Origin of the sequence: Paenibacillus sp. CFBP 13594, assembly GCF_014842675.1 — a bacterium.
GTDB classification, from domain to species: domain Bacteria; phylum Bacillota; class Bacilli; order Paenibacillales; family Paenibacillaceae; genus Paenibacillus; species Paenibacillus amylolyticus_B.
In genome coordinates, this window is the sequence record NZ_JACYVQ010000003.1 from 293,114 (window position 1) to 305,166 (window position 12,053).

Consider the following 12,053-nt stretch of genomic DNA (forward strand, 5'->3'; position numbering starts at 1 on the left):
AACGAGGTGGAACTATTGCAGTCCAAATTGGAAACGAAACGTACGGGGGCAAAAGGTTTTAAACGTAAACGGTACTGGATTCCCAGCGTTGTACTCATTTTGATCATAGGTTTTATTGGGATTGGTACACAATGGACACCAAAAATAACGGTATTTTTATTAAAATCATTAATTGAAACTGCTAATCCAGACATGAATAACAAGGACACTATGCTCTCGGATGGGATAACTCGTGTTGCGGATGTACTCTATGCAGACGAAGGGCGTAATGACAGTACGCTGGATATCTATTATCCTTCCGTAACTTCGGAACCTTTGCCTGTCGTGCTGTGGGTTCATGGCGGTGGATGGGTCTTAGGAGACAAAGCGGACATCGCAGAGTATGCCGTACAATTAGCCAAGCAGGGTTACGTTGTCGTCAGTATGAATTATGCGCTCGCACCAGATACGACATATCCCACTCCCGTGATCCAGACGAATCAGGCTTTGATGTATGTGAAGAACCATGTCAGCGAGTATCAGGGTGACCCGGATAACATATTTCTCGCAGGCAACTCGGCAGGTGCCCAGATTGCAAGTCAGACTGCGGCCGTGGTGACGAATCCATCCCTAGCCAAGCTGATGAATATAACACGAGTAGCCCAACCGGATGATTTGCGCGGGGTTCTTCTATTCTGTGGTCCTTACAATCTAAGTACAGTAGCGGAAACAGGGTTTCCACTCATACGTACATTTCTCTGGTCATATACCGGAGTCAAAACATTCGAAGACTACCCGAGACTGAATGAAATGTCGACTGTGCTTCAGGTTACTGCGGCGTACCCGCCTGCATTTATTACCTCAGGCAATGTTGACCCGTTGACCAGTCAATCGATTGAGCTGGCACAAGTCTTGAAGCGACTTGATGTTGATACGGAAACGTTATTTTTCTCGAACTCCTCAGAGAAGCTGGGACATGATTATCAATTTGATCTGGAGAGTGATGCTGGTCAACAGGCGATACATTCGGCAGTACGATTTATGCAACAGTATAGTCGATGAGCAGACAAGTCTGTGGTACACTCGAAGCAAATGAGGGCGCAGGAGGAGAAGTATGGCAGACAAAGAAGATTTGACCCGGTTCGGGGTGGCGTTTCCTACACCTCTGATTGAGCAGTTTGACCAGTATATTGAGGAACAGGGATACAAAAACCGATCTGAGGCTTTCCGTGATCTTGTTCGCAAAACATTACTGCAACCTTCTGCATTACAATCCGACCAGGATGTGGCAGGCACCATTGTGATGGTCTACGATCACCATATCAGCGATCTTCCCATTCGTTTGATGGAGCTGCAACATGAGGCGCATCATGACATCATTTCCAATATGCACGTGCACCTGAACCATGACCAATGCCTGGAGGTTATTGCCGTACGAGGGAATTTGGGGCGATTGCGTCATCTGCATCAGCAGATCCAGGTGCAAAAAGGTGTTTTGTATGCGGAGCTGTCTGTGACTTATGTAGATGAACTCAACAAACTGGCTCATGCTCAGAGTAGCGGTCAGGATGGCAATCCAATTCAAAGTCTGGATCATAATCACAGTGCGGGGCAGCATGGTCACAGCCATCATCATCATCATCGCTCTACGGAGTAAGACAAATACGAGTGTAATTTCTATGAAAATATAGCAAATCTTAAAAACAGACTATTGGTTAGATGCCAACCGTCTGTTTTTTTTTGTTTGTTATAATACCTGACTTTATGGAGCGCTACAAATGCTCGGTTATATAAGTTTTTATTTATTGATTCTGAAAAATGAAAAAATATGGATTGTGAAGTGAACTTTGTTGACATACGATTTATGTTTTGTGCTACAATTTCTCTAAAAAGTAACACGAAAAAAGGGAGTGCAGCACATATTTAGAGGGGGAACGACCAGAATGGGCAGATTTTCATGGAGATGGGGAAAACGAAAAGGTAGAACAGGATTAGGCATTTTGCTTGTATGTTCCATTGGTTTATCTGGTTGTGCACAGGGCACAGCGCCAACAGCTTCGTCATTAGAGAATGGACAGTCAGGAACAAACTCAACCAAAGACGAATTGGTGCTGGCCGTTGGCACCGAGCCGGAAGGCGGGTTTGATCCGACAACCGGATGGGGGCAGTATGGTTCACCACTTTTCCAGAGTACTTTGCTAAAGAGAGATGCCAAACTTCAACTGGTTAACGATCTGGCTACTGAATACTCCGTTAGTGAAGATGGGTTAACCTGGACAGTTACGCTTCGAGATGATGTGAAGTTCTCTGATGGAGAGTTTCTAACGGCTGAGGATGTAAAATTTACGTTTGAAACAGCTGCCAAGAGTGGGTCCGTGATTGATCTGACCAATATGGCTGATGTACAGGCACCTGATGATAGCACGGTCTCATTTACACTGAAGTCGCCGCAATCTACATTCATCAGCCTGCTGACGACACTTGGCATTGTGCCTGAACACGCCTATGGCGCTGATTATGCAGAGCATCCGGTTGGATCAGGACCGTACAAGCTGGTTCAGTGGGACAAAGGACAACAGGCCATCGTTGAAGCCAATGAAGAGTATTACGGTAACAAGTCTGCATTCCACAAACTCACCTTTCTCTATCTGGATGAAGATGCGGCCTATGCCGCTGCACAGGCAGGTACAGTGGATATCGCTGCGATCCCGGCAGCATTTAGCAAACAACAGGTGAATGGCATGACATTAGAGGTCGTAAAAACCGTAGATAACCGGGGCATCATGTTCCCCATGCAGCCTGCTGGTGCCAAGTCGGGCGATGGTCTTCCCGCAGGGAATGATGTGACATCCGATCTGGCAATTCGCCAAGCGGTGAATGTTGTGATTGATCGTAAGGCTTTGGTTGAGGGTGTACTGGAAGGGTATGGTCGTCCCGCTTATTCCGTCAGTGATGATCTGCCTTGGAGTAATGTGGAAGCTGTATTTACGGATGCCAATCTCGAAGAAGCGAAGCACATTCTGGCGGCTGGTGGCTGGGTGGATGTAGATAGTGATGGTATCGTCGAGAAAAACGGTGTTAAGGCCGAGTTCAATCTGCTTTATTTTGCAGGTGATTTAACAAGACAATCTCTGGCACTGGCTGCTGCGGATATGGTTGCCCAGGCTGGAATTAAAATCAATGTTGAAGGCAAAAGCCGTGAAGAGACGAAGAAGATGGCTTACTCCAACGCTGTATTATTTGGTTGGGGCAGTCATGATCCACTGGAAACCTATAACCTCTATAGCAGTACCCACAAGGGAGAAGGATATTACAATGTAGGACTGTACAGTAATCCTGTTGTGGATTCATGGATGGAGAAGGCCCTTCAGGCAACCAGTGAGGAAGAGGCATTGCCCTTCTGGCGAAAAGCGGAATGGGATGGCACAACAGGTTTCAGTTATCAGGGGGATGCACCTTGGGCGTGGCTTGTGAACATAGATCATCTGTATCTGGTTACGAATGGACTAGACATTGGCGAGCAGCAGATTCACCCCCATGGTCACGGCTGGCCAGTGACATCCAATCTGGAGGAATGGTCCTGGGATAACAGCGCGAAATAAGAAGCATAGCGGTAGCTTTAGCCTGAATTGGGGAGAGATTGGATGACGGGCAGGAATGGATGGGCCAGATTTGTTGGTAATAAAGTGTTGCGACTCGTATCTCTATTGATTGGAGTCAGTGTGGTGTCTTTTATATTAATGCAATTCTCTCCTGTGGACCCGATCGAAGCTTACATTGGTGGAGATATGATCAGGGTAAGTGCCGAACAGCGCAGTTTAATCGAAGAGCGTTGGGGGTTGAATGAATCTCCAATGGAACGATTGCTGACCTGGGGACAAGCACTTATTCAGGGAGATTTGGGAACATCAATGATCTACAGACAGCCTGTAGCGGATATTATCCAGGAACGATTCATGAATTCTGTCGCGCTTATGGCAGTAGCCTGGCTACTGTCTGGTATCTTCGGGTTCACTCTTGGTGTAGTTGCTGCCATGAGAAGGGATTCAAGGCTGGATCGCCTGATCTGCTGGTATTGTTACACGCTGGCCTCCACGCCGGTATTCTGGATTGCGCTGTTGCTGCTAATGGTATTTGGGGTGTGGCTCGGATGGCTTCCAGTTGGCCTTGGGGTACCCGCAGGGATGTCGGCTGATCAGGTGACCTGGGGAGATCGGGCTATTCATATGATTCTGCCAGCGTTGACTCTCAGTCTGACCGGAGTAGCTTCCATCGCTTTGCATACCCGGCAGAAGCTTACGGATGTGCTGGAGTCGGATTATATTCTGTTTGCGAGAGCGCGGGGTGAGCGTGGATTTCAGCTGTTCCGTCGACATGGGTTCAGACATGTTGTTTTGCCAGCCATCACGCTGCAGTTTGCTTCGTTCAGTGAACTGTTCGGTGGGGCTGTGCTTGCAGAACAGGTATTTTCATACCCAGGCCTTGGTCAGGCAACGGTTCAGGCGGGGTTGCGTGGAGATGTTCCACTGCTGCTTGGACTTGTGATGTGCAGTGCGATTTTTGTTTTCACAGGTAATATGGTTGCCGACATTCTGTATCGTATGATTGATCCACGGATGAAGGAGGAGCTGATGTCATGAAGCAGACGCTAGAACGCTCCTCCGAGCAGACGGCAGAAACAGCCGAAGTACAGAAAGTGAAAACTGCGAATCAAGAGGTACGGTACATGGCCGCCAGCAACCAACATTCCCGCAATCCTCGCCAAAGAGCGGTGATCTGGGGAAGCCTTGCGGTGATCTGGATTGCCGTTGTGTGGTTGACGGGCAGGCTGCTTCCGGCTGGTTCTACGCTGACTTCATTAATGGATCGGAATTTGGCTCCAACCTGGGCGCATCCATTTGGCACGGATTGGCTCGGAAGAGATATGTTCATGCGTACATTAAAAGGTTTGGCAACCAGCATTCAAGTGGGATTGCTTGCTGCTTGCGGTGGCGGATTGATCGCACTAGTGCTGGGTCTGGGGGCGGCTTCCAGCCGAGCTGCTGACCGGGTCATCTCCTGGATTATCGACCTGTTTCTCAGTGTGCCTCATCTGGTATCACTCGTTATGTTGGCCTTTGTATTTGGTGGAGGTTTGGCAGGAGTGGCGGCAGCAATTGCCCTGACGCACTGGCCAAATCTGGCCCGGATTGTACGAGCAGAGATGATTCAACTGAAATCCGCAGAATACATTCAGATCTCACACAAGTTGGGTCAATCGCGGTTACAGATTGCGGTGCAGCATATGCTGCCACATCTGGTCCCACAACTGTTTGTGGGCGTACTGTTAATTTTTCCCCATGCGATTCTGCATGAGGCAGCCATTACGTTTCTGGGGCTGGGGTTGTCCCCGCAGCAACCGGCAATTGGCATTATTTTGTCAGAGTCGATGAGATATTTATCTGCTGGCATGTGGTGGCTCGCCTTTTTCCCGGGACTGGCATTATTGCTGGTTGTTCGTGCGTTTGATGTGTTGGGCAACAGTCTGAAGACGTTGACGGGTACAGGTAGTTCAAGGGAGGTGAGGTAAATATGGCTCTTCTTGATATTGAGGGGGTATCGGTGTCATTTCGGCGCGCTCGTGGTTGGTTTGGACACGAACAGATTGATGTCATTCAGAATCTGGATCTTTCCATAAACGAGGGTGAGATCGTGGCTGTAGTAGGCGCAAGCGGATCAGGTAAAAGTGTACTTGCGCAGGCCATTATGGGCATTCTGCCTGCCAATGCCAAGTTGGAAGGTAGAATGAGCTATAATGGTGAGCCTTTGACTCCAGAGCGGCAGCTTCATCTGCGTGGTGATGAACTGATGTTAATCCCGCAATCCGTCAGTTATTTGGACCCGCTGATGAAGGTGGGGAGGCAAGTTCAGCCGATAACTCGAGATTTGGGAAGGAAGCGTAGATTCATGAATCAAACCCACTTGAAAAAGACGGAGCAGGAGCTGACGGATCGTTATCATCTTCCTCAAGGAACAGCCGGGAAATACCCGTTTGAGTTGTCCGGAGGTATGGCAAGACGGGTGTTGATGGCTACAGCGACATCAGGCCAGCCGAAGCTGATCATTGCCGATGAGCCCACACCGGGTATCCATCCCGAAGTGCTGGTCGAGACGATGAGGCAATTTCGTGAGCTTGCGAATCAAGGCGTAGGCATTCTATGGATTACCCATGATGTCACGACTGCCCTGACGGCTGCTGATCGCATAGCTGTATTTTATGCGGGTGCCAATGTAGAGACAGCGCAGGTGGATGATTTTACGGGGGATGGAGAACGACTGCGCCATCCGTATACGAAAGCCCTCTGGAATGCGTTGCCGCAAAATGGATTTCAGCCACTCCCAGGCTCCCAGCCGTTAGCGGGTCAAGAGATCATCACAGGATGTTCATTTGTTCCCCGATGTAGCTCAGCAACCGTTGCATGTACCCGCGAACGTCCTCCGCTTCGTCAGATACGAGGCGGAGAAGTGAGGTGTCTCCATGTCACTTGAAGCACAGGAAGTAAGTTATCGTCACGATCAGAAATCGTGGGTGTTTCAGCAGATGAACATGCAGGTGCAACAAGGCGAAGTCGTTGGGTTGTGGGGACCGAGTGGCTGTGGGAAAACAAGCCTTGGGCGCATCCTTGCAGGATATGCCGAACCCGTGGCAGGACAAGTATTACTGGATGGTGAACCACTCCCTCGTACAGGAGTATGTCCAGTTCAGCTGGTATTCCAGCACCCGGAGAAAGCTGTGAATCCACGCTGGCGGATGCGGCGTGTACTTCAGGAGGCGGCTGTGCAGGATGAGCAGTTGCTCGAAGATTTGGGGATTCAGCAAGCTTGGCTGGACCGCAGACCGGGTGAATTATCCGGTGGGGAACTGCAACGATTCTGTGTGGCGCGAGCACTCGGTACATCGACACGTTATGTGATTGCAGATGAAATGACCACGATGCTGGATGCGATCACTCAGGCACAGATCTGGCATACCGTGATGGGGGTGGCTCGCCAGCGTAATTTGGGGCTATTGATCATAAGCCATGATCGGGATTTGCTGAACAGGTTGTGCGACAGAATTACACCGATGCCGATGTCGCTGTTACTGTAATTTTAATTATGTTCGAATAAATAAAATCATTGAATACAAAAAGGGGTGCCCCCTGTGCAGTCATTAACCATGAATGTGAGTCATGGACTTGACTACGGGGCACCCCTTTTTCCATTTTACAGATATTCATCATTTATCGAACAGCATATGTTCTGTTCACAACGTGCATAGATGTAACTGTCAGCTTATTTGCCCGACACATTGCTTAACAACACAGATAATCTGCGCATCGCCTCTTCAACCGTAGAACGTGGACAGGCTACATTAATACGCATGAACCCTGTACCCTCCGTTCCAAAGAAGCTCCCGTCATTGAAAGCAAGCCCTGCTTCATGAAGAAGCATGTTGCATAGTTGTGCATGTGGGATATTCAGCTCCCGGAAATCCATCCATAACAGATAGGTCGCTTCGGGCAGATGCATTTTAATCTGAGGCATGTGTTCCGCGACATATTGCTGTACATACTCCATATTTCCACGGATATAGGCAAGGCACTCATCCAGCCATTCCTCAGCTCCGTTGTAAGCAGCTTCAGTTGCAACAGCACCCAGTGTGCTGATACTGGCAAGTCCCATCGTTTTTACACCCTGCGCGAACGATTCCCGTAACTTGGCATTGGGGATAATGATGTTGGATGTGCAGAGGCCAGGAATATTGAACGTTTTGCTTGGAGCCGTACAGATGATACTTAGATCAGAGACGGCGTCCGAGATCAGGGTCAATGGTGTATGAGTTCCCCGCTGATGAACAAGATCGGCATGAATTTCATCTGAAACCATCAGTACGTTGTATTGCAGACACAGTGACGTAAGCCCTTCAAGCTCCTCACGAGTCCATACCCGTCCAACCGGGTTATGAGGACTGCACAGAATCAGCATTTTGACCCGACCGGTCTGCAAGTTGGATTCCAGTTGTTCCAGATCCATCGTGTAATGACCGTTATTCTCTACCAGAGGATTGGTGATCAGTTCACGACCTTGACCACGTACTACTTCATAGAAGGGCGCATACACCGGAGTTTGGATGACTACAGCATCTCCCGGATCAGTGAATCGTTGTACAGCGATGCTGAGTGCGGGCACAATTCCTGGAGTGAACACAATCCAGTCATCGTTAATTTTCCAGTTATGGCGCCGTTCCATCCACCCTGCAACAGCGGCATGATACGCCTCAGTACGCACCGTATAACCAAAAATTCCATGCTCGATCCGTGTTTGCAGGGCCTGAATGACGGAAGGTGGAGCAGCAAAATCCATATCGGCCACCCACATCGGAAGCGCATCAGCAGCACCGAAGATATCCTCAAGCGCATCCCATTTTTCTGATCCGGTAGAGATCCGGTTAATAGACTGGTCAAATGTACTGTTATTGTTATTCATCGTATTTAATCCCCCTTGAGTTCCGTTCCTTCGACCACAAATCGACAAATAATTATCTAATACATTGGTTAATTTCGCAACTGTTGTGCATAAATGATTAGCTTCATATGTATGATCCGGATTTCGGGACTTTATTCATATAAGAACAAATTAACGAGCGAGAGAACAGCAGGCATACAACAAAGACTATTTTTGTACGCCCTTGGTCCTGTTTTATCCATTTATCGTTTACAACCTCTTGTCAGATGCTATTATATTGCTAACATTTGGTGGAACAACGGGCTGTTATCCGAATAAGCTCGTACCCATACATGATGAGATAACTACATGAGCCTTTTGCATAAATCGAGCGATCGTCTTGAATCGTATTTTGCATAAGGCTGACATTGGAACTCAGGAGGCGTTTAGGGATGAAAAGCAAAAAGTGGTTGATTGCTGCGGGTGTGTTTGGCATGGTGTTAACCGGATCGGCAGGTGTATTTGCAGGTACACAACTGGAGACGATCAAAGTTTATCTGAACCATGGGCTCGCCATCGAAGTGAACGGGCAGAAATTTACACCGACAGGTGACCAGGGCAAAAAGCTTGCGCCAATTACATATCAAGGCAGTACATATCTCCCCGTTCGTTCGATTGCCGATGCGTTGAAGACCGAAGTGAAGTATGATTCCCAAAACAATAAAGTAAGCATCGGCTCTTCAAGCTCTTCTGGTGGGTCCACATCCACAGGCAACAGTGGATCGACATCACCATCTACAGGCACGAACTCACAGGCGGCAGGCGTGAAGTCCAAGTATCTGCCAGCAGATTTCCCATTACCGAAGGATGCGAAGGCAACAAGTCTCATTGAGAACATATTGGATGGTGACAAAAAAGTAGTGCTCACGTACACAACCAAAGAAACGTTGCTAACCGTTGGAACATCCTACAAAGACTACTACCAGACCAAAAACTTGAGTCAGAACACTCAGGATATCCAGGCAGACGGCTTCAGCATCGTGGGTCGTGAAGATGGCAAATATGCCGTAACCATCACAGGTTCGGTGTCTGCAACCAACAAGGATCTGAATGAAATCACCGTAGTGTGGGGCGAAGAGTAAGCGACGAATATAATCACACGCCCTAATACTATCCTGCTTGAGTTGTTCAAAGTATAGTGATCCGGATCCTTCTATTATTCATAAGGTAACGCCAAAAGCCGCCCGTTGAAATCGTAACAGATTTCATTGGACGGCTTTTAGGGTTGAATCCATATCTGGTTCTATACTCTCTGAATTAATAGTCTAAATAGTAGTCCGTTACAGGTACTCGTTAAACCATCCGGCAATATGCTCCAAACGGCGTACCCTCAAGTGAGGGTGACCTCCACGGGACAACTCGTGGTTGGCGCCTGGGAAACGAACGAGCCTTGTTGTCTGCTTACGCCGTTTCAACGCAATGTATAATTGCTCGGCCTGTTCAATTGGACACCGCAGATCCTGTTCGCCATGTAAAATGAGCAGCGGAGTACTCACGTTGCCGACATAAGCGAGCGGGGAATGTTTCCACAGTTTTTCCGTGTCATCCCACGCGTTACCGCCAATCTGATCTTCCGTGAAGAAATAGCCAATGTCACTGACGCCATAGAAGGATAACCAGTTGGAGATGGAACGCTGGGTAACAGCGGCCTTAAAGCGGTCCGTGTGTCCAACAATCCAGTTGGTCATGAAGCCACCATAACTGCCCCCGGTTACGCCCAATCTGGATTCATCGATAAACTCATATTGGGATAGGGCATAATCCACGCTCTCCATAAGATCGCGATAATCGCCACCGCCATAATCTCCGCGACAGGCATCTACGAATTGCTGCCCGTATCCGAGCCCTCCGCGTGGATTGATATACACAATAGCGTAGCCTTGTGCAGCGAGAATCTGGAACTCGTGCATAAATGTAAAACCATACATCATGTGCGGTCCGCCATGAATCTCCAGAATGGTCGGGATTTTGACCCCGTCGACCATGCCATGAGGTTTCATGATCCAACCTTGCAGACGCAGGCCATCTGAGGAATTAAACCAGAAGGTTTCCGGTGTACTAAGGTGGATCTCATCCTCAAGCTGTGGATTGCTGCGGGTGAGTTGAATCGGTTCTACCCCGGGATCTTCCGGTTGTTCATACATATAGAGATCACCAGGATTTTGTGTATCGGCAACAGCAGCAACGATCTGCCCGTTTTCCAACTCGGCAAATTGATAAATCTCCCGTTCGTCAGGCCATATATAGTCGGCACTGCTGCCGTCTCGTGCGAATTTGGCGATGCGTACACTGCCATGAATGGTTGCGAGACAGAAGATGGATGAACCATCCCGACTGAATACAGGTCCCGTGGTTGTCAGATGTGATCGCATGTCACCAACAATGCTGTGATTTAACTGTACGTCCCAATCCGTGCTTAGACATACGGGTTCACCACCTGATATAGGAAGGGAATATAGCTTCACAAGCGTGGCATTTCCATAAGAACGGTCACTGGCGAGCAGTGCCAGGGATTGTCCATCGGGTGCAAATGTCAGTCGGCTGAACGTATATCCTTCCGGGGTCAATTGCTGCACATCCGACCCGTCTGCCTTCGCAAGGTACACATGATTGGTCAGGGTGTAATCGTTGTGTTCCTCGCCTGCTTGTGGCATCTGTGCAATCCATGCGATGGATGTTCCGTCCGGGGACCAAGCGTAGTCTCCAACGTCATAGTGACCCGTAGTTACAGGAATGGCTTCCGCATCAATGGGTGCAAGAGCAAAGAGATGGGATCGTTTTCCGTCCCACAATCCGCCCGCATCTGATTTCATGCGAATTCGGTCCACAACATGTTCTTGCGGCAGTTTATGGTTATCGTCGTTAGAATTGGTATGTTTTGATTCTTCTTCTTCCCCGCTCATATCCACGGATGATTTCACAAGTAAGGTATGGCCATCTGGTGACCAGAGCAAGGAGCTGACGCCATGTTTCAGATGACTGATTTGCTGTGCTTCTCCGCCATCTGATGCGATAATCCACACTTGGGATTTCCCATCAACCTCTCTTAAAAAGGCCAGCTGAGACCCATCGGGCGACCAGGCAGGGGAATGATCCTTCTCTCCAGAGGTAAAGGGCCTGTCCTTCTGACTCCCCAGATGCAGCAGTCTCAGGTGAGAACAATAACCGTCACGTGCTTCATTCGTTTTCCGGCTTACATATACCAGTTGTCCGCCTTGAGGAGACGGAGTCGGATCGTTAACCCATGTAATCTGATAAAGATCTTCCGATGTTATGCCGCGCTGACTCATCATTGTTTGTCCTCCCACCATGAATTAGAATCGGTTAATTTCCTAACCTTTCCATTTATATTAACGGAAAGCAAGGGACAGGACAATAAGTGTAATGAAGGAGGGGAGACTTTTATAACAGCGATCGGAAGGTTGTTCTGTCATCGGAGTGGCCATGTAAATATTCTTTGTTCAATTCATATAGGTGTGTTAAAGGAATTGCTCGAAAGATGACGAATCCTAATGTTGAATAACCGCAGAAATGACGGAAAATGGTCT

Annotated in this window: 10 protein-coding genes; 8 read left to right on the forward strand and 2 right to left on the reverse strand. The window is 48.5% G+C overall.

Annotated elements, in window-relative coordinates; all coding sequences use genetic code 11:
* Positions 1-27: 27 nt before the first annotated feature.
* The 7 genes from IFU39_RS12135 (at position 28) to IFU39_RS12165 (ending at position 7,108) form a co-directional block, all read left to right on the forward strand.
* A complete protein-coding gene (locus tag IFU39_RS12135) occupies positions 28-1,041 on the forward strand; it encodes an alpha/beta hydrolase (RefSeq protein WP_192132868.1) in 1,014 nt (337 codons plus the stop codon).
* A 52-nt stretch (positions 1,042-1,093) separates the two neighbouring features.
* A complete protein-coding gene (gene nikR, locus IFU39_RS12140; protein ID WP_192132870.1) occupies positions 1,094-1,636 on the forward strand; it encodes a nickel-responsive transcriptional regulator NikR in 543 nt (180 codons plus the stop codon).
* A 286-nt stretch (positions 1,637-1,922) separates the two neighbouring features.
* Positions 1,923-3,581: an ABC transporter substrate-binding protein gene (locus tag IFU39_RS12145; RefSeq protein ID WP_192132872.1), complete on the forward strand. Its 1,659-nt coding sequence runs from the start codon at positions 1,923-1,925 to the stop codon at positions 3,579-3,581.
* 42 nt (positions 3,582-3,623) lie between these two features.
* Positions 3,624-4,619, forward strand: a complete 996-nt coding sequence (locus IFU39_RS12150) for an ABC transporter permease (RefSeq protein ID WP_192132874.1) — start codon at positions 3,624-3,626, stop codon at positions 4,617-4,619.
* Positions 4,616-5,548: an ABC transporter permease gene (locus IFU39_RS12155; protein ID WP_192132876.1), complete on the forward strand. Its 933-nt coding sequence runs from the start codon at positions 4,616-4,618 to the stop codon at positions 5,546-5,548. Before IFU39_RS12150 ends, IFU39_RS12155 begins: the two co-directional genes overlap by 4 nt.
* 2 nt (positions 5,549-5,550) lie before the next feature.
* Positions 5,551-6,507 (forward strand): oligopeptide/dipeptide ABC transporter ATP-binding protein, encoded by a 957-nt coding sequence (locus IFU39_RS12160; protein ID WP_192132878.1) that lies wholly within the window; start codon positions 5,551-5,553, stop codon positions 6,505-6,507.
* Positions 6,497-7,108, forward strand: a complete 612-nt coding sequence (locus IFU39_RS12165; protein ID WP_192132880.1) for an ABC transporter ATP-binding protein — start codon at positions 6,497-6,499, stop codon at positions 7,106-7,108. The genes IFU39_RS12160 and IFU39_RS12165 overlap by 11 nt, the downstream gene beginning before the upstream one ends.
* A gap of 185 nt (positions 7,109-7,293) precedes the next feature.
* Here IFU39_RS12165 and IFU39_RS12170 read toward each other — a convergent pair whose 3' ends face one another.
* Positions 7,294-8,487 (reverse strand): MalY/PatB family protein, encoded by a 1,194-nt coding sequence (locus IFU39_RS12170; protein WP_192132882.1) that lies wholly within the window; start codon positions 8,485-8,487, stop codon positions 7,294-7,296.
* A 410-nt stretch (positions 8,488-8,897) separates the two neighbouring features.
* Between IFU39_RS12170 and IFU39_RS12175 the strand changes: the two genes are divergently transcribed.
* On the forward strand, positions 8,898-9,587 hold the full coding sequence (locus tag IFU39_RS12175) for a stalk domain-containing protein (protein ID WP_192132884.1): 690 nt from the start codon (positions 8,898-8,900) through the stop codon (positions 9,585-9,587).
* Positions 9,588-9,785: 198 nt separating this feature from the next.
* Here the strand turns inward: IFU39_RS12175 and IFU39_RS12180 are convergent, their stop codons facing one another.
* Positions 9,786-11,798, reverse strand: a complete 2,013-nt coding sequence (locus IFU39_RS12180; protein WP_192132886.1) for a S9 family peptidase — start codon at positions 11,796-11,798, stop codon at positions 9,786-9,788.
* Positions 11,799-12,053: the final 255 nt, after the last annotated feature.

Excerpts from the sequence above, each read along its gene's own strand:
- IFU39_RS12175 (WP_192132884.1), top strand. The coding sequence starts at position 8,898 with ATGAAAAGCAAAAAGTGGTTGATTGCTGCGGGTGTGTTTGGCATGGTG.
- IFU39_RS12180 (WP_192132886.1), bottom strand. The coding sequence starts at position 11,798 with ATGATGAGTCAGCGCGGCATAACATCGGAAGATCTTTATCAGATTACA.
- IFU39_RS12150 (WP_192132874.1), top strand. The coding sequence starts at position 3,624 with ATGACGGGCAGGAATGGATGGGCCAGATTTGTTGGTAATAAAGTGTTG.
- IFU39_RS12160 (WP_192132878.1), top strand. The coding sequence starts at position 5,551 with ATGGCTCTTCTTGATATTGAGGGGGTATCGGTGTCATTTCGGCGCGCT.
- nikR (WP_192132870.1), top strand. The coding sequence starts at position 1,094 with ATGGCAGACAAAGAAGATTTGACCCGGTTCGGGGTGGCGTTTCCTACA.
- IFU39_RS12165 (WP_192132880.1), top strand. The coding sequence starts at position 6,497 with ATGTCACTTGAAGCACAGGAAGTAAGTTATCGTCACGATCAGAAATCG.
- IFU39_RS12145 (WP_192132872.1), top strand. The coding sequence starts at position 1,923 with ATGGGCAGATTTTCATGGAGATGGGGAAAACGAAAAGGTAGAACAGGA.
- IFU39_RS12155 (WP_192132876.1), top strand. The coding sequence starts at position 4,616 with ATGAAGCAGACGCTAGAACGCTCCTCCGAGCAGACGGCAGAAACAGCC.
- IFU39_RS12170 (WP_192132882.1), bottom strand. The coding sequence starts at position 8,487 with ATGAATAACAATAACAGTACATTTGACCAGTCTATTAACCGGATCTCT.